At 52.8% G+C, this 17,929-nt stretch carries 18 protein-coding genes; 13 read left to right on the top strand and 5 right to left on the bottom strand.

The genetic code is table 11. The annotated features are described in order from the left end of the window. Positions 1-39: 39 nt before the first annotated feature. Positions 40-1,701, bottom strand: coding sequence for a DNA repair protein RecN (recN, locus tag ACX9GT_RS18830; RefSeq protein WP_473188187.1), 1,662 nt, complete (start codon positions 1,699-1,701; stop codon positions 40-42). 86 nt (positions 1,702-1,787) lie between these two features. Continuing rightward, entirely contained in the window at positions 1,788-2,666 is an 879-nt protein-coding gene (gene nadK, locus ACX9GT_RS18825) for an NAD(+) kinase (RefSeq protein ID WP_473188186.1), read from the bottom strand. Positions 2,667-2,790: 124 nt separating this feature from the next. On the opposite strand from nadK, the gene grpE reads away from it, so the two are divergent. Together grpE and ACX9GT_RS18815 are read left to right on the top strand one after the other, a co-directional pair. Further along, positions 2,791-3,375, top strand: coding sequence for a nucleotide exchange factor GrpE (grpE, locus tag ACX9GT_RS18820; protein ID WP_473188185.1), 585 nt, complete (start codon positions 2,791-2,793; stop codon positions 3,373-3,375). Between the two features lie 244 nt (positions 3,376-3,619). Beyond that, a complete protein-coding gene (locus ACX9GT_RS18815; protein ID WP_473188184.1) occupies positions 3,620-3,847 on the top strand; it encodes a DUF1127 domain-containing protein in 228 nt (75 codons plus the stop codon). Positions 3,848-3,882: 35 nt separating this feature from the next. Here the strand turns inward: ACX9GT_RS18815 and ung are convergent, their stop codons facing one another. Next, positions 3,883-4,566 (bottom strand): uracil-DNA glycosylase, encoded by a 684-nt coding sequence (gene ung / locus ACX9GT_RS18810; protein WP_473188183.1) that lies wholly within the window; start codon positions 4,564-4,566, stop codon positions 3,883-3,885. A 357-nt stretch (positions 4,567-4,923) separates the two neighbouring features. On the opposite strand from ung, the gene grcA reads away from it, so the two are divergent. Beyond that, positions 4,924-5,307 carry an autonomous glycyl radical cofactor GrcA gene (gene grcA / locus ACX9GT_RS18805; RefSeq protein WP_459401658.1) on the top strand — a complete coding sequence of 128 codons (384 nt, stop codon included), beginning with the start codon at positions 4,924-4,926 and terminating at the stop codon, positions 5,305-5,307. 120 nt (positions 5,308-5,427) lie between these two features. On the opposite strand, the gene srmB is transcribed toward grcA, so the two are convergent. Then, positions 5,428-6,738, bottom strand: a complete 1,311-nt coding sequence (gene srmB / locus ACX9GT_RS18800; protein WP_473188182.1) for an ATP-dependent RNA helicase SrmB — start codon at positions 6,736-6,738, stop codon at positions 5,428-5,430. 98 nt (positions 6,739-6,836) lie between these two features. On the opposite strand from srmB, the gene trmN reads away from it, so the two are divergent. Next, the gene (gene trmN, locus ACX9GT_RS18795) at positions 6,837-7,616 is read left to right on the top strand and encodes a tRNA(1)(Val) (adenine(37)-N(6))-methyltransferase TrmN (RefSeq protein WP_473188181.1); all 780 of its coding nucleotides are present in this window, start codon (positions 6,837-6,839) and stop codon (positions 7,614-7,616) included. Positions 7,617-7,651: 35 nt separating this feature from the next. On the opposite strand, the gene nadB is transcribed toward trmN, so the two are convergent. Further along, positions 7,652-9,253, bottom strand: coding sequence for an L-aspartate oxidase (gene nadB, locus ACX9GT_RS18790; RefSeq protein ID WP_473188180.1), 1,602 nt, complete (start codon positions 9,251-9,253; stop codon positions 7,652-7,654). A gap of 212 nt (positions 9,254-9,465) precedes the next feature. Between nadB and rpoE the strand changes: the two genes are divergently transcribed. The 9 genes from rpoE to recO all read left to right on the top strand — a co-directional run bounded on the left by rpoE (position 9,466) and on the right by recO (position 17,914). Beyond that, positions 9,466-10,041 (top strand): RNA polymerase sigma factor RpoE, encoded by a 576-nt coding sequence (gene rpoE, locus ACX9GT_RS18785; RefSeq protein WP_424839962.1) that lies wholly within the window; start codon positions 9,466-9,468, stop codon positions 10,039-10,041. Positions 10,042-10,071: 30 nt separating this feature from the next. Further along, positions 10,072-10,725 (top strand): anti-sigma-E factor RseA, encoded by a 654-nt coding sequence (rseA, locus tag ACX9GT_RS18780; RefSeq protein WP_473188179.1) that lies wholly within the window; start codon positions 10,072-10,074, stop codon positions 10,723-10,725. Continuing rightward, the gene (gene rseB / locus ACX9GT_RS18775; protein WP_473188178.1) at positions 10,725-11,681 is read left to right on the top strand and encodes a sigma-E factor regulatory protein RseB; all 957 of its coding nucleotides are present in this window, start codon (positions 10,725-10,727) and stop codon (positions 11,679-11,681) included. The genes rseA and rseB overlap by 1 nt, the downstream gene beginning before the upstream one ends. Next, positions 11,678-12,154: a SoxR-reducing system protein RseC gene (gene rseC / locus ACX9GT_RS18770; RefSeq protein ID WP_473188177.1), complete on the top strand. Its 477-nt coding sequence runs from the start codon at positions 11,678-11,680 to the stop codon at positions 12,152-12,154. Before rseB ends, rseC begins: the two co-directional genes overlap by 4 nt. Before the next feature lie 386 nt (positions 12,155-12,540). Then, positions 12,541-14,340 carry a translation elongation factor 4 gene (gene lepA, locus ACX9GT_RS18765; RefSeq protein ID WP_473188176.1) on the top strand — a complete coding sequence of 600 codons (1,800 nt, stop codon included), beginning with the start codon at positions 12,541-12,543 and terminating at the stop codon, positions 14,338-14,340. A gap of 31 nt (positions 14,341-14,371) precedes the next feature. Then, positions 14,372-15,346: a signal peptidase I gene (gene lepB / locus ACX9GT_RS18760; protein ID WP_473188175.1), complete on the top strand. Its 975-nt coding sequence runs from the start codon at positions 14,372-14,374 to the stop codon at positions 15,344-15,346. A 242-nt stretch (positions 15,347-15,588) separates the two neighbouring features. Further along, positions 15,589-16,269: a ribonuclease III gene (rnc, locus tag ACX9GT_RS18755; RefSeq protein WP_037395344.1), complete on the top strand. Its 681-nt coding sequence runs from the start codon at positions 15,589-15,591 to the stop codon at positions 16,267-16,269. Further along, positions 16,266-17,174, top strand: coding sequence for a GTPase Era (era, locus tag ACX9GT_RS18750; protein ID WP_473188174.1), 909 nt, complete (start codon positions 16,266-16,268; stop codon positions 17,172-17,174). The genes rnc and era overlap by 4 nt, the downstream gene beginning before the upstream one ends. Before the next feature lie 8 nt (positions 17,175-17,182). Further along, positions 17,183-17,914: a DNA repair protein RecO gene (gene recO, locus ACX9GT_RS18745; protein WP_473188173.1), complete on the top strand. Its 732-nt coding sequence runs from the start codon at positions 17,183-17,185 to the stop codon at positions 17,912-17,914. The last annotated feature ends 15 nt before the right edge of the window (positions 17,915-17,929 follow it).

The raw sequence follows: 17,929 nt of genomic DNA, 5'->3' as shown, positions 1-17,929 counted from the left end.
TTTACAGGGCTCCAATATGACCTCAGGAAAGTAAAAAAGTTATGCAGCCAACAATTCTTTTGCGTTTGCCAGCGTATTTTTGGTGACTTCGCTGCCACCAAGAAGGCGCGCCAGCTCTTGCAAACGAGCCCGTTTGTCCAAGGGGGACATCTGAGTTTCGGTTTCTGTTCCGTCGGTTTGTTTGCTGACAAAGAAATGCTGGTTACCACAACCGGCGACCTGTGGCAAGTGAGTAACGCACATCACCTGGGTTGATTCACCCAACTGGCGCAGCAAGCGACCGACAATGGCGGCGGTCGGGCCGCTGATCCCCACATCAACTTCATCGAAGATCAATGCCGGAGTTTCCATTTTACGCGCGGTAATCACCTGAATGGCTAACGCGATACGCGAAAGCTCACCACCAGATGCCACTTTAGCCAAAGGCTGCAACGGCTGCCCTGGGTTGGTGGAAACGCAAAATTCAATGCGGCTTGCTCCTTCACTGCTGAGATATTCTGGTTCAAAGCGTACATCAATATGGAATTTACCATGCGGCATGGAGAGCGTATTCATGCTGTCGGTAATCAACGCCGTCAGTTCTGCGGCATAATGCTGGCGTTTTTGATGCAATTGCTCAGCCAGAACCAGCGCTTGCTGATGATGCAAGGCAACCGCTGCGCTGAGATGCTGATGATCGCTTTCCTGCTGGGAAAGTAGCTGTTGTTCATCGAGCAATTGCTGATGCAGGTTGGGTAGCTCTTCCGGTGAAACATGGTGTTTACGCGCCAGGCTGATTTGCCGGGAAAGACGTTGCTCCAGCTCATACAACCGATTGGGATCGAGATCCATACGATCGGTGTAATGGCGCAGTTCGTCACTGGCTTCGCTGATTTGGATCGAGGCTTCTTCAAGCATATCCAGCAAGCCGCTGAGTTTCTCGTCCATGCCTGCCAACTCAACCAGCAGATGTTTGGTGCTATAGAGCTGGCTGAGCATGTTGTGTTCTTCATTATCGGCCAGCAGTTGCAAGGCCTGTTGGCTGAGCGTTAACAGCTGGCCGCTGTTGGCCAGGCGCTTATATTCGGTGTCGATCTGCTCGAATTCACCCGCCTGTGGGGCAAATTCATTCAGCTCTTTCAGTTGATATTGCAGCAGTTGCTTGCGGGCATCACGCTCGATGGATTGCTGCTGATGATGTGCCAGCTCGCGGCAGCTCTGATGCCACTGCTGGTAAACCTGGCGCATTGCCGCTTGCAGGGCGGGCTCACTGGCATAGGCGTCCAGCAACTGCTTCTGGTGTTCGGGTTTTAGCAGCAATTGGTGTGCATGCTGGCCGTGGATCTGGATTAGCCGCTGGCCCAGTTCACGCAGTTGAGAAAGCGGGACGGCGGTACCGTTGATAAAACCGCGGGAACGGCCATCGGCACCTATTACGCGGCGCAGCAGGCATTCGTTACTGTCATCAAGCTGATTCTGCTCCAGCCATTCGCGGGCGGAGGGCGTATCCGCCAGAGAGAAGCGAGCACAGATATCGGCGCGGGCGGCCCCCAAGCGCACCACCTTGCCATCGGCACGATTGCCGAGGCACAGGCCCAGCGCATCAATAGCGATCGACTTGCCGGCACCGGTTTCACCGGTAATCGCCGTCATACCCGGTTGAAAGTCGATCTCCAACTCACGAACGATAGCAAAGTTGCTGATGGTTAATTGTGCCAGCATAGGGACCTTCCTGTGTATAAAAACACAACTGTTGTTTCATACAGTATAAACTGGTTTTATATACAGTAAAGTAGCTGGTGCAATTTTTAGAACAATTTTTTTGACCACCCCAGTTTGGTGCTCAATGTATTGAAATAGCTGTAATCCTTCGGATGAATAAGATTCAGATGGAAGTCACTACGGCGAATCAAGACCTCTTCACCTTCCTGTATGGGCAGCGCGATCTGGCTGTCGCAACTGATTTCCAGGTCGCGGCCGGTCTGGGAAAACTTCAACCGGATGGTGCTGCTGCCATTGATGACTAACGGCCGTGCAGAAAGCGTGTGCGGGAACATCGGGACTAACGCGATGGCTTCCAGCGATGGGGTCAGTATTGGCCCACCGGCGGAAAGTGAATACGCGGTGGAGCCGGTGGGTGTGGCGATGATCAGGCCGTCGGAACGCTGGGAGAACGCAAAGCGATCGTCGATATACACTTCAAATTCAATCATGTGCGCCACTTTGCCGGGGTGCAGCACCACTTCGTTAATGGCGGTGCTGATGCGGCATTGCTGGTGCTCTTTATGCACGATGGTTTCCAGCAGGAAACGCTGTTCGTCAATGTATTCGCCTTCCAGCACGTCAGCCAGTTGCTGTAGAGCGTTATCGGGATCGAGATCGGTCAGGAAACCCAGATTACCTCGGTTAACGCCGATCACCTTGATATCGTAACGTGCCAGCACGCGTGCAGCCCCGAGCATATTGCCGTCGCCACCGACCACCACTGCCAGATCGGCCTGCTGACCAATATCCGCCAGGCTGCCGGTAACCACGTCTTTCAGCCCGAGATCGTGGGCGATCTGGCGCTCAAGCATCACCGCATAACCACGGGCGACCAGCCAGTGGAATAGCATCTCATGTGTTGCCAGTGCAGAAGGGTGGCGCGGGTGGCCAACAATGCCAATACATGTAAATTTTTTATTCATTGTTGTGAATTTCCTCACCTGGGCTGGTTTATGCCCCACATTGTGACCGGTTGACTTGAAACCCCGGTTTTGATCCCCATAATAAGCCAAGTTGCGAGATTAATGCTAAAACGCGGAGATATTCATGAGTAATAAAGAACAGAAGACGCCAAACGAGCAAGTTTCGGAAGAGATGGAACAGCAAGCTCAGCACGAGGAAACCCTGCCGGAGATGATGGAAGGTGTCGATCTGCGCGATGAACGCATTACTGAGCTGGAGGCTCAATTGGTTGAGGCTCAGCAGCGTGAGCGCGATAGCCTGTTGCGTGCCAAGGCGGAGATGGATAACGTCCGTCGTCGTACCGAGCTAGACATTGAAAAGGCACACAAATTCGCACTGGAGAAATTCGCAGGCGATCTGTTGCCAGTGATCGATAACCTCGAGCGTGCGCTTGAACTGGCAGACAAGAACAATCCAGATCTGGTCGCGATGATTGAAGGCATCGAGCTTACGCTGAAGTCGCTGCTGGATGCGGTACGCAAGTACGGCATTGAAATTGTTGGTGATATCAACGTTCCATTCAACCCGGATGTGCATCAGGCGATGAGCATGATGGAGTCCGCCGAGCATCAGCCGAACCATGTGATGATGGTGATGCAGAAAGGCTATACGCTGAATGGCCGCCTGCTGCGCCCGGCGATGGTTGCGGTTGCTAAAGCTAAAGCGTAAATCTTTAGTGATAAGTGAGGGCACCTTCGGGTGCCCTTGTTGTTTTTATCTGGGCACCCTTTCTCTCTCGTTACAAATCTTGCCTTCCCTTTAATCACTCCATTACAGATATTGCATTTATTTGCGATACAGTCTCGATATCCTCTTATCTGTATGCTTTAAAAATTAAAATTCTAAATCTGTATTCCTTTTTTGCCTGACGGCACACTAGTTAGCGGTAAGTCAGGCGAAAAGGGAGGGTGTGATGGATAACCTGCTGGAGGAACCCAGTGAATGTCAGCAAAACAAGGCCGTTAAGGTTAGAAAGTGCGGTGCCTGGTTGCTGTTGCGTTGGCGAGCTTGGTGGAACAGATATAAGACAAGAAAAGTTCTGGCAGCAATGAGTGAGGCACAATTGCGGGATATCGGGCTCAGGCGCAGTGATGTGAAACAGGAAGACCGCCATAGTATGGGCATAGGCCGTGGTCACTAATCCCTATGCCTCAAATAGGGGCATAGGGACGTAGCTTATGCTTGTGGCAAACGCGGTGTCCAGTCGATTGGCGCTGAGCCTTGCCGTTCAAGCAGTTGGTTGGCCTGCGAGAAATGGCGGCAACCGAGAAAACCCCGGTGTGCAGAAAGGGGGGATGGATGAGGGGCTTTCAGCACGTGATGGCGTTGGCGATCGATAAAATTCCCTTTCTTTTGCGCATGTGAGCCCCACAACAGGAACACTACCCCTTCGCGATGTTCATTCAGCGCGGCAATCACCTTATCGGTAAAGGTTTCCCAGCCCAGATTGGCATGAGAGTGTGCCCGGCCAGCCTCAACGGTTAATACGGTATTGAGCAGCAGCACGCCTTGCTCGGCCCAGCTTTGCAGATAACCGTGGTCAGGGCGTTCAAAACCGGGAATATCAGTCATCAGCTCTTTATACATATTGACCAGCGACGGCGGTGCCGGAATGCCGGGGCGCACGGAGAACGACAAACCATGAGCCTGATTCGGGCCGTGGTAAGGATCCTGGCCGAGGATCACCACTTTGACATCCGCCAGTTCAGTAAATCTGAAGGCATTAAACACGTCTTTCTGTGGTGGATAAATGGTCTTACCAGACTGACGCTCGGCGGCAACAAAGGCGAGCGTTTCAAGAAAATAGGGCTGCTCTTTCTCTTTGCCGATGACGTCATGCCAGGTGAGGGAGGTAGACATAAACGCTCTCCTTTGTTTTCGTTAGCAATTCACTGTGCATAGCTTACCGTTTACCTCGGCACAGTGAAACCCGCTTTTATTAAAAGCCTTAACGCCTTGACCGGCAAAAAATACAAATATTTTTTAAAATTTACAAAAATAATTTGAAGGGACGAAAAGGGTAAAATTGATATAAAACATAAATTTGCCTTTGGTGGCCGTAACGGCACCCCGTAAAAATTGACTTTAATCAAAGAACTCGCGGGGTCAGACTGGTATACAGAACAACAAGACAACATTGGTTTTACCAAATAGCCGGAGCTCAAAGTGGGTTTCGACAACGTAGAAATTTTTCTCCCTTATTACGGAGGCAACAAAATGATTACTGGTATTCAAATCACTAAAGCGAACAATCAGGCACTGGTGAACTCTTTCTGGCTGTTGGATGAAGAGAAATCAGAAGCTCGCTGCGTGTGCGCTAAAGCTGATTACTCTGAAGATCAGATCGTTCCTGTCAGCGAACTGGGCCAGATCGAGTATCGCGAAGTGCCGATGGAAGTACAGCCAACCGTGCGTGTTGAAGGTGGTCAGCACCTGAACGTGAACGTGCTGCGCCGTGAAACGCTGGAAGATGCGGTCAAAAACCCGGAAAAATACCCGCAACTGACCATCCGTGTTTCTGGTTATGCTGTGCGTTTCAACTCACTGACGCCAGAACAACAACGTGATGTTATTGCACGTACCTTTACTGAAAGCCTGTAATTTCGGGCTGAGTGCAAAAGGGAGCTTCGGCTCCCTTTTTTAATGCTGGTTGTGTAGAAAACGCTGAGCTTATAAAAAACCGCCCGGGAAAAGGCGGTTTTCTGATAATAGGCAACGCTATTATTCGGGTTTGGCTTTTGGCTGGCGGCGCTTGCCGACGTTTTTCGCGTCGCGATGGCGCACTTTGACCTTGGCCTTTTCTTTATTCTTTAGTTTGTCTTCCGCACGCTTGGCCATAACCTTCTTCGAAGGTTTGCCGTTGCTTTTCTCGCTTGGCGGCTTGGTGGTTGGGCGTAATTCATCAATCACGCGGGCTTTCAGCGGTTCATTCAGATAACGGCCCACTTTGCCCAGCAGCAGATGATCGTGTGCTTCCACCAGGGAGATCGCGGTGCCCTTGCGCCCGGCGCGGCCAGTACGACCGATACGGTGCAGATAGGTGTCGGCGGTACGCGGCATGTCGAAGTTGAACACGTGGGTGATATCCAGGATATCCAGACCGCGTGCGGCAACGTCGGTGGCAACCAGCACGTTCACCCGGCCATCCATCATGCGTTTGACCGCTTCGTTACGCTTGGCTTGCACCATTTCACCTTCGAGATAACAGGTGTTGATACCTGCTTCTCGCAGCCAGGCGGCCAGTTCATGCACCCGCTCACGTTTGCGCACGAAGATAACGGATTTTTGCACGTCCGGCTGTTTCAGCAAGTGCACCAGCAGGGCGGTTTTATGCTTCACGTCATCAACGCGGTAATACCATTGCAGGATTTTTTTGCGCTCGCGGCGTGAGGGATCGGCTTCCACTTCCACCGGTTCTTTCAGGATGCGCTCGGCAAATTCGCGAATGGCATCGCCTTCCAGCGTCGCGGAGAACAGCAGTGTCTGGTTGCGCCAGCGCGTTTCGGCGGAAATGGTCTCGATATCCTGTGCGAAACCCATATCGAGCATGCGATCGGCTTCGTCGAGGATCAGGGTTTCAACCGCGCGGCAGTCAAAGTTTTCTTCTTTGATGTATTGCAGCAGGCGGCCAGTGGTTGCCACCACGATGTCCTGATTCTCACTGAACACTTCCGCGTGGTTCATGTAGGCCACGCCGCCAGTGATGGTGGCGATATCCAACGAGGTATGAGCAGCCAATTCACGCGCCTGATCGGCCACCTGCATTGCCAGTTCACGCGTTGGAGTGAGGATCAGTACGCGCGGTGGGCCGGATTTTTTACGCGGGAAATCCAGCAGGTGCTGCAAAACGGGCAGCAAAAATGCGGCGGTCTTGCCGGTGCCGGTCGGAGCCGAACCCAATACGTCGCGCCCGTCCATCGCCGGCGGGATCGCTTCGGCTTGAATTGCGGTGGGGCGATCGTAGCCTTTATCACGCAGCGCGGTGATCAGGCGTTCATCGAGTTCGAGTTCGGAAAATTGGGTTGCTGTCATGGTCTACCTCTACTTGGGGCGCCGATTATAGACGGGTTAGCTTCAGGGTTCACCCTTTTTAAGGAAAGCATCTCTTTTACCCTAAATCAGATTGCCTTATGCTACGCCAGTTTTGTCTTCAGGTGGCTATTGTGAGTAATCAAACGACAACCCAACAGACTCCGCGCCGCGGCGGTTTTACCTTCAAACAATTCTTTGTGGCTCACGATCGCTGTGCAATGAAAGTGGGCACCGATGGCGTCATGCTTGGTGCCTGGGTGGCACTAGGGCAGGCAAGGAGGATCCTGGATATCGGCTGTGGTAGCGGGTTAATCGCGTTGATGCTGGCGCAGCGAACGGTCGCAGAAGTGAGCATCGACGCGGTTGAGTTGGATAATAGCGCCGCCGCCCAAGCGCGCGAAAACGTGCTGGAATCGCCCTGGCCGCAAAAGATTAACGTGTATAACCAGGATATTCACCATTTTGCCCAGCAACACGCCCATGGCTATGACTTGATCGTCAGCAATCCGCCCTATTTTGAGCCTTCCGTCGCCTGCCGCGATCTGGCCCGAGCTAATGCTCGTTACACCGAAACTCTGACGCACGATGCTCTGCTGGATTGTGCCGAACGTTTGATCGGTGAGAACGGCCATTTTTGTGTGGTGTTGCCCTATGGTATCGGCGAATCCTTTGAAGTGAATGCACACCAACGTGGTTGGCATACCGCTCGGCGGCTGAATATCAGCGATCGGGCCGATACGCCGAAGCATCGTATATTGTTGGCGCTGGCCCGCAGCTTAGTGGCGAAGGAAGAAACTGAGTTGGCAATAAAACGGGCGGATGGCAGCTATACCGCTGATTTCCGCCAGTTGATTACGGATTTTTACCTGAACTATTGAGATTCCCCTCTCTCACAACAAGAAAGGGAAAGGGTTCAAGGTTGCAAGATGGTGGGTTTGGGTTCCGGCAGCAGGTCGGGATAATCCAGCGTGAAGTGCAGCCCACGGCTCTCTTTGCGCTCCATCGCGCTGCGCACAATCAATTCCGCTACCTGCACCAGATTGCGTAACTCCAGCAGATTATTGGAGATGCGGAAATTGGCGTAATACTCGTCAATTTCCTGCTGCAACATATTGATGCGGCGCAGGGCGCGCTCCAAACGCTTGGTAGTACGCACGATACCCACGTAATCCCACATGAACAGCCGCAGTTCGTGCCAGTTATGCTGGATCACTACGCGCTCGTCAGAATCATCTACCCGGCTTTCATCCCACAGTGGCAGTTGTTTAGCTAATTTGATGGTCGGCAGGCGAGTCAGAATATCTTCGGCGGCGGACCAGCCATAAACCAGGCATTCCAGCAGTGAATTGGACGCCATGCGGTTAGCACCGTGCAGGCCGGTATAGCTGACTTCGCCGATGGCGTACAGGCCGTCCAGATCGGTACGGCCATGCTGATCGACCATCACGCCGCCGCAGGTATAGTGGGCGGCTGGCACGATGGGGATTGGCTGCTTGGTCAGGTCAAAACCCAGCGTCAGCAGCTTTTCGTGGATCATCGGGAAATGCTGGGTGATAAATTCAGCCGGTTTATGGCTGATGTCCAGATACATGCAGTCGGCACCCAAACGCTTCATTTCATGGTCAATGGCACGTGCCACGATATCGCGCGGAGCCAGTTCGCCACGCGGGTCGAAGTCCGGCATAAAGCGGCTGCCGTCCGGGCGTTTCAGATAAGCACCTTCACCGCGCAGCGCTTCGGTCAGCAGAAAGTTACGTGCCTGCGGGTGGAACAGGCAGGTTGGGTGGAACTGGTTGAATTCCAGGTTTGCCACCCTGCATCCGGCGCGCCAGGCCATGGCGATGCCGTCACCGGAGGAGATATCCGGGTTGGTGGTGTATTGATAGACCTTGGCCGCGCCGCCGGTGGCCAGCACCACCGTTTTGGCGCGGTAAGTCTCTACCTGCTCCTGCTCACGGTTCCAGACGTAAGCACCCACTACGCGTTTGGTTCCCGGCAGGCCGACTTTATTGGAGGTGATCAGATCGACCGCATTGCGGCGCTCCATCACACAAATATTGGGGTGTGCGCTTGCTTTCCCTACTAGGGTGGTCTCTACTTCTTTACCGGTAGCATCCGCAGCGTGCAGGATACGGCGGTGGCTGTGGCCGCCTTCGCGCGTCAGGTGATAGCGCTCTTCACCTTGGGAATTGGTTTCGGTGTCGAATAAAACGCCCTGATCGATCAGCCACTGTACGCAGTGGCGTGCATTTCCGGCAATAAATTCGACGGCGTCTTTATCGCACAGACCGGCTCCTGCGATCAGTGTGTCATCGACGTGTGAGGCAATACTGTCCGTTTCGTCGAACACCGCGGCGATCCCGCCTTGGGCATAAAAGGTTGCGCCTTCATTGAGTGGCCCTTTGCTGAGGACCGTAACCTTGCAATGTTGCGCCAGGCGCAACGCCAGTGACAAGCCCGCAGCACCGCTGCCGACGATCAGTACATCGCTAACATGTTCAGATGATGGTTGCATAACGTATGATGTGTGCAGAAGAAGAGTGAAATTCATGTTAGCCTACTTGTCCGGGCAAAAGCCACGGTAGGATGACATCGACAGAAAAACAATGGCGATATGGAACTTCATGTTCCATATGAACTCCAAGCGAGTGCTTGCTCAGGAAGATAATGTATGGCTGGCAGTACAATGTTACGCGTGGAGACAGATTTGGGGAGAATTTACCTCGGATGAGCGAGCAGTTAACGGATCAGGTGCTGGTTGAGCGAGTCCAAAAAGGCGATCAGAAATCTTTTAACCTACTGGTAGTGCGTTACCAGCATAAGGTTGCGAGCCTGGTTTCCCGCTATGTGCCGCAGGGTGATGTGCCCGATGTGGTGCAGGAATCGTTTATTAAAGCCTATCGCGCACTGGAATCATTTCGCGGAGATAGCGCCTTCTATACTTGGTTGTATCGCATTGCTGTGAATACGGCAAAAAACTACCTGGTTGCTCAGGGGCGGCGTCCACCGTCAAGCGATGTGGATGCTAACGATGCTGAAAATTATGAAAGTGCGGGTGCACTGAAAGAAATTTCGAACCCTGAGAACTTAATGTTGTCAGAAGAGTTGAGACAGATAGTTTTCCGTACTATTGAGTCGCTTCCTGAGGATCTTCGCATGGCGATTACCTTGAGGGAGTTAGATGGTCTAAGCTACGAAGAGATAGCTACTATCATGGACTGTCCGGTAGGAACAGTACGTTCGCGTATTTTCCGTGCCAGGGAGGCTATCGATAATAAAGTTCAACCGCTGATCCAACGTTAGCGATGGCGGACACAGGAAGGGTACTTAGGTATGCAGAAAGAAAAGCTTTCCGCTCTGATGGATGGAGAAACGCTCGACAATGAGCTGTTAAGTTCGTTGTGCAAAGATAAAGCGCTTCAACAAAGCTGGCAGAGCTATCACCTGATCCGTGACACATTGCGGGGTGATATAGGGCAAGTCATGCATCTCGATATCGCAGATCGTGTTGCTGCTGCGCTGGAGAAAGAACCCGCTCGTCTGGTTCCTTCAGCCGTTCCCGAGTCTCAACCAGAGCCTCGTACTTGGGAAAAAATGCCTTTCTGGAACAAGGTTCGTCCTTGGGCCAGCCAACTCACGCAGGTTGGGGTGGCCGCTTGTGTCTCTCTGGCAGTGATCGTGGGTGTGCAGCATTATAACCAGCCAAATGTAGAATCTGGTGTATCTGAAACGCCGGTGTTCAATACGTTGCCGATCATGGGGCAGCCTTCTCCGGTCAGCTTGGGCGTTCCAGCCGACAGTTTCTCTACCGGCAGTGGTCAGCAACAACAGGTGCAGGAACAGCGCAAGCGTATCAACGCTATGCTGCAGGATTATGAACTGCAACGCCGTTTGCATTCTGATCAACTGCAATTTGAACAGGGTACTCCACAACAAGCCGCTGTTCAGGTTCCCGGAACCCAGTCTTTAGGAACGCAACAGCAGTAATGAAGCAAATCTGGTTCTCCGTTTGTCTACTGACGGGCAGCCTGCTCTATTCAAGCATCGCCCCGGCGCAGCCTGCGTCTGGGGCGATGTTGCAACAAATGAGCAGTGCTAGCCGTTCACTCAATTATGAACTCGCCTATATCAGCATCAGCAAGCAGGGGATAGAGTCGTTACGCTATCGCCATGCGGTGATCGATAAACAGCCTTTGGGGCAATTGCTGCATATGGACGGCGCACGCCGTGAAGTGTTGCAGCGCGGTGGCGGGATCAGCTATTTCGAGCCTGGCTTGGAGCCTTTCACCTTATCTGGCGATCATATCGTCGATGTGCTGCCTTCCATCGTGTATGCCGATTTCAATTATCTGGCGAAATACTACGATTTCATTGCCGTCGGGCAAACCCGTATCTCCGATCGTCCGAGCGAGGTGTTCCGCGTCGTTGCGCGTGACGGCTCCCGCTACAGCTATGTTGTCTGGATGGACACGGAGAGCAAGCTACCGCTGCGGGTGGATCTGCTCGATCGTGATGGTGAAACCTTAGAACAGTATCGTGTGATCTCGTTTGTGGTGGGGGATCAGGTGAAGAACGTCATGCAGGGTTTGCTTAAGGCTAATCTGCCGCCATTGCTGGCGTTGCCCGCAGCAGAAAATATTCAACTGAGCTGGAGCACTGGCTGGTTGCCTGCCGGGGTCAATGAAGTGGCTCGCAATCGCCGCAAATTGCCCAATGTAGAGCAGCCCGTTGAGTCGCGCCTCTACAGCGACGGTCTCTTCAGTTTTTCGGTGAACGTAACTCCTTCTGGCAGCAATAGCGGCCAGCAGTTCTATCGTCAGGGCCGCCGTACCATTCAGAGCGAAATTCGTAACGGCAATGAAATTACCGTGGTTGGTGAATTGCCGCCATCAACGGCCAAACGGATTGCTGACAGTATTTCTTTCAAGGTATCAACACCATGATGAAAGAGTGGGCCACGGTTGTCTCATGGCAACAAGGCGTGGCGTTGCTGCGCTGCGAACCTAAAGCGGGTTGTGGCAGTTGTACGGCGCGTTCTGGTTGTGGGGCTCGTGCGCTGAATGAACTGGTGCCGGAAAGTGAGCACCATTTGCAGGTGCAGATTGAGCAGCCGCTTGAGCCAGGGCAGCGCGTTGAGGTTGGTATTGCTGAAGGCAGTTTGCTGCGCTCGGCGATGCTGGTCTATATGACTCCGCTGTTTGGCATGATGCTCGGCGGTGGTTTGCTGCAAGGGTGGTCTGGCAGTGATGCAGCAGCGCTGCTCGGTGCGGTTGTCGGTGGCAGCGCAGCCTTTCTGGTAGCCCGATTGTTGGCAACGCGCCTTGGTGAACAGGCCGATTACCAACCTGTGATACTGCAAATTGGTTTGCCCCCAGGTGCTCTGCGTTTACAAACAGAAAACGAAGCTCCGCTCTAAAATTATAACCGCCTCATCATCAGAATTATGTGGGCAGGATGCGGTTATAGCTCATACCTTCCATCGATACGTTCAGCCAGGATCCTGTACTGCTGCTGAGCAGAACCTTCTCTATTGGCTTTTGCCATTTACCTCGCTGGAACAAGGGTGCTTGTCGCAGCTGTTATTTGCTGACGGCAGCTTTCAAAACTCGTAGCGCTCTGCAACACTAAAGTAAGCATAATAGAACGCCTTCACTGCACCGATCGCTAGGTTTTCAGTGGTGTGGCATGTAGAATGCTGCGATTCAGGCGAAAGACGGCCGAACCCATTCACTGTCGCTTTATGTCCATGCGGGTTTCCATAGGCGAGTAATTCAGAAATACCAAGGCAGAAAAACTTTTATAATGAAGCATATACGAAATTTCTCCATTATTGCCCATATTGACCACGGTAAGTCGACGCTGTCAGACCGTATTATTCAAATCTGCGGTGGCTTGGCCGAGCGTGAAATGGCTGCACAGGTTCTGGATTCAATGGATCTGGAGCGCGAGCGTGGCATTACCATCAAGGCACAGAGCGTGACGCTCGATTATAAAGCCCCTGATGGCCAAATTTATCAGCTTAACTTTATCGATACCCCAGGGCACGTTGACTTCTCTTATGAAGTCTCCCGTTCGCTGGCCGCCTGCGAAGGCGCGCTGCTGGTGGTGGATGCCGGGCAGGGCGTAGAAGCTCAGACATTGGCCAACTGCTATACCGCACTGGATATGAATCTGGAAGTGGTGCCGGTATTGAACAAGATCGATCTGCCAGCCGCCGATCCGGATCGTGCAGCGCAGGAAATCGAAGATATCGTGGGCATTGATGCCACCGATGCGGTGCGCTGTTCAGCGAAGACCGGCGTAGGTGTACCTGAAGTTCTAGAGCGCTTGGTGCGCGATATTCCGCCGCCAGAAGGCGATCCGGAAGCACCATTGCAGGCGCTGATCATTGACTCCTGGTTTGATAACTACCTGGGTGTGGTTTCCCTGATTCGTGTTAAAAACGGTACGCTGCGCAAAGGCGACAAGATCAAGGTAATGAGTACCGGTCAAACCTATAACGCGGATCGTCTGGGGATTTTCACCCCGAAACGTGTAGATCGCGATGTGCTGAACTGCGGCGAAGTTGGCTGGCTGGTTTGCGCAATCAAAGACATTCTTGGTGCACCGGTAGGGGATACCCTGACCTTGGCGCGTCAACCGGCAGATAAAATGCTGCCAGGCTTCAAGAAAGTGAAGCCACAGGTTTACGCTGGCCTGTTCCCGATCAGTTCCGACGATTATGAAGCCTTCCGTGATGCGCTGGGGAAACTGAGCCTGAACGATGCTTCGCTGTTCTACGAGCCAGAAAGCTCCACGGCGTTGGGCTTTGGCTTCCGCTGTGGTTTCCTGGGCTTGCTGCACATGGAGATCATTCAGGAGCGTCTGGAGCGTGAATACGATCTGGAGCTGATCACTACTGCACCAACGGTGGTGTACGAAGTGGAAACCACCGGCAAAGAAACCATTTACGTCGACAGCCCCTCCAAGCTGCCGCCGCTGAACAACATTGCCGAGCTGCGTGAGCCGATCGCTGAATGTCATATGCTGATGCCGCAGGAATATCTCGGCAACGTGATTACGCTGTGCATTGAGAAACGCGGCATGCAGACCAACATGGTTTACCACGGCAACCAGGTGGCACTGACCTACGAAATTCCGATGGCCGAAGTGGTGCTCGACTTCTTTGATCGCCTGAAGTCGACTTCGCGTGGTTACGCGTCGCTCGATTATAACTTCAAACGTTTCCAGACCTCTGACATGGTGCGCGTCGATGTGCTGATCAACAACGAACGTGTGGATGCATTGGCGTTGATCACTCACCGTGACAACTCCCAATATCGCGGTCGTGAACTGGTAGAGAAAATGAAAGAGCTGATCCCGCGCCAGCAATTTGACATTGCGATCCAAGCGGCGATTGGCACTCACATCATTGCGCGTGCCACGGTGAAACAGCTGCGTAAAAACGTTCTGGCAAAATGCTATGGCGGTGACGTGAGCCGTAAGAAGAAGCTGTTGCAGAAACAGAAAGACGGTAAGAAGCGCATGAAGCAGGTGGGTAACGTTGAGTTGCCACAGGAAGCCTTCCTGGCCATTCTGCACGTAGGCAAAGACAGCAAGTAAGAGCGAAAGCTCGTTTAACGAGGAAGTTTGCATGGCGAATATGTTTGCCTTGATCTTGGCAATTGCAACGCTGGTGACTGGGATCATCTGGTGCTTTGAGCGCTTTAAATGGGCACCTGCACGCCGGGCGAAAATTGCGGCGATCAATGCACAGGCTACGGGCGAAATTGACGAAAGCGTGCTGGCGCAAGCGGCGAAGCAGCCGAGCTGGGTTGAAACGGGGGCCTCGGTCTTCCCGGTATTGTTACTGGTGTTTGTGGTGCGTTCGTTTATTTACGAGCCTTTCCAGATCCCTTCCGGTTCAATGATGCCGACGCTGCTGATTGGCGATTTTATTCTGGTAGAAAAGTTTGCCTACGGTATTAAAGACCCGATCACCCTGACGACGTTAATTCCTACTGGCCAACCAAAACGCGGTGATATTGCGGTATTTAAATATCCGCGTGACCCGAAACTGGACTATATCAAACGCGTTATTGGTTTGCCGGGCGATCGCGTGAGCTATGATCCCGTGAATAAGCGCGTCACGGTGCAACCGTCTTGTAATAACGGCCAGTCCTGCGATAGCGCATTGGCGGTGACCTACAGCGATGCGCAGCCAAGCGATTTCGTGCAAATGTTCAGCCGTAGCAGCATGGGTGAAGCCAGTAATGGTTTCTTCCAGATCCCATTGACCGACAATGTGCCACCGGGCGGTCTGCGCCTGAGCGAGCGCAAGGAAACCTTGGGTGATGTAACTCATCGTATTCTGACTGTGCCCGGTGCGATGGACAGTCAGCCTTATTATCAGCAACCAGGCCAGCAATTAGCTGAGTGGGTGGTTCCTGCTGGCCATTATTTCATGATGGGTGATAACCGCGATAATAGTGCTGACAGCCGTTATTGGGGTTTTGTACCTGAACGAAATCTGGTGGGTAAAGCGACGACTATCTGGATGAGTTTTGAAAAGCAGGAAGGTGAATGGCCAACCGGCGTAAGATTGAGCCGTATTGGTGGAATTCATTAATAAGCGTTTTTACCCTTGGTCTTTTTAACCGTAGCCGGTTTGGCTGCGGTTAAAAATCCACTGGGTATATATAAACGCAGCATTATATTTCCACTCGTTGTAGAATACCTTCTTGAGCGATAAAAAGTTGGCTCCCTTTCGGGAGCCACTGCAAACGAAACAGCTTTGGATTGGTTTTTGGCGAAGCAGGCCTGTTCCGTATGCTGCAAGTTTTTGACGCATTCTTGATCTATTGGTAACTCATGAACCCCATCGTAATAAACAGGCTACAGCGGAAGCTGGGCTATACTTTTCAACAGCAGGAGCTTTTACTGCAAGCGTTAACACACCGTAGCGCCAGCAGTAAACATAATGAACGTCTTGAGTTTCTGGGTGACTCTATTCTGAGTTTTGTCATCGCCAATGCGCTCTATCACCGTTTTCCTCGCGTAGATGAAGGCGACATGAGCCGCATGCGTGCCACGCTGGTGCGGGGTAATACGCTGGCGGAGATGGCACGCGAATTCGATCTGGGTGAGTGCCTGCGCCTTGGGCCGGGAGAGTTGAAAAGTGGTGGATTCCGCCGCGAATCGATCCTGGCGGATACGGTGGAGGCATTAATTGGCGGCGTGTTTCTGGATAGCGATATTCAAACCGTCGAACGCCTGATTTTGGACTGGTATCGTAGCCGGTTGGACGAAATCAGCCCCGGTGATAAGCAGAAAGACCCGAAAACCCGTTTGCAGGAGTTTTTACAGGGTCGCCATCTGCCGTTGCCTTCTTATCTGGTGGTGCAGGTTCGCGGTGAAGCGCACGATCAGGAGTTTACCATCCACTGCCAAGTGAGCGGTTTGAGCGAGCCTGTGATGGGCACCGGTTCAAGCCGCCGTAAAGCTGAACAGGCGGCAGCGGAACAAGCGATGAAAAAGCTGGAGCTTGAATGAGCGAAGAAAAACAATACTGCGGTTTTATCGCGATCGTGGGTCGTCCCAACGTGGGCAAATCCACTTTGCTGAACCAGTTGTTGGGGCAAAAAGTCTCCATCACCTCGCGTAAACCACAGACCACCCGTCACCGCATTATGGGGATCCATACCGAAGGGCCTTATCAGGCTATCTACGTGGATACTCCTGGGTTGCACATCGAAGAAAAACGCGCCATCAACCGTTTGATGAACCGTGCGGCCAGCAGTTCGATCGGCGACGTAGAGTTGGTGATCTTCGTGGTTGAAGGCACCCATTGGACCGCCGATGATGAAATGGTGGTGAATAAACTGCGCAGCCTGAAATGCCCGGTATTGCTGGCGATCAACAAGGTCGACAACGTGACCGACAAATCCAAGCTGTTGCCGCACATATCGTTCCTCAGCCAGCAGATGAATTTCCTTGATGTGGTGCCTATCTCCGCAGAAAAGGGCATGAACGTGGATACTATTGCCAGTATCGCGCGTAAACTGCTGCCGGAAGCGGAACACCATTTCCCGGAAGACTATATTACCGATCGTTCCCAGCGCTTTATGGCGTCGGAAATCATTCGTGAAAAACTGATGCGTTTCCTCGGTGAAGAGTTGCCTTATTCGGTGACGGTGGAAATCGAACAGTTTGTGGCCAACGATCGCGGTGGTTACGATGTCCACGGTCTGATTCTGGTGGAGCGTGAAGGCCAGAAGAAAATGGTGATCGGCAACAAAGGTTCGAAGATCAAAACCATAGGTATTGAAGCCCGTCAGGATATGGAACAGATGTTTGAAGCCAAAGTGCATCTGGAACTGTGGGTTAAAGTAAAATCTGGCTGGGCAGACGACGAACGTGCGTTGCGTAGCCTGGGTTATGTTGACGATTTGAAGTAACACATCTGATGGATGGCTGGGAGCGCGCCTTCGTCCTGCATGGGCGGCCGTACAGTGAAACCAGCCTGATGCTGGATATGTTCACGGAAAATCATGGGCGGGTGCGCTTGCTGGCAAAAGGCGCGCGCAGCCGCCGTTCCAACTTGAAAGGGTGCTTGCAACCTTTCACCCCTCTGCTGGTACGCTGGGGCGGGCGTGGCGAAGTTAAAACGCTGCGTAGCGCCGAAGCAGTCTCTCTCGGTTTACCCCTCAGTGGCATGATGCTCTACAGCGGCCTGTACGTGAACGAATTGCTGTCGCGCGTGCTGGAGCAGGAAGGCAATTATTCGGTGCTGTTTTTCGATTATCTGCAATGTCTGCAAGCACTCGCGGCGGAAGATAGCTCGCCGGAACATGCTCTACGCCAGTTCGAACTGGCTCTGTTAGGCCACCTCGGTTACGGTCTGGATTTTCTGCACTGTGCTGGCAGCGGTGAGCCGGTGGACGATGGCATGACCTATCGCTATCGCGAAGAAAAAGGCTTTATCGCCAGCCTGGTGGTGGATCACTACAGTTTTACCGGCCGTGAGCTGCGCGCTTTGGCCGAACGTCAATTCCCTGATGCGCCCACCCTGCGAGCGGCCAAACGCTTTACCCGTATGGCGCTGAAACCCTACCTTGGCGGCAAACCGCTGAAGAGCCGCGAACTGTTCCGCCAGTTTGTGCGCAAACAACCCGATACTCCCGTCGACGAAGCCTGATTTCTTTCTGCTTTT

Source organism: Serratia sp. YWN4 (assembly GCF_055790845.1).
This window is presented reverse-complemented; position numbering and strand designations above follow the sequence as displayed.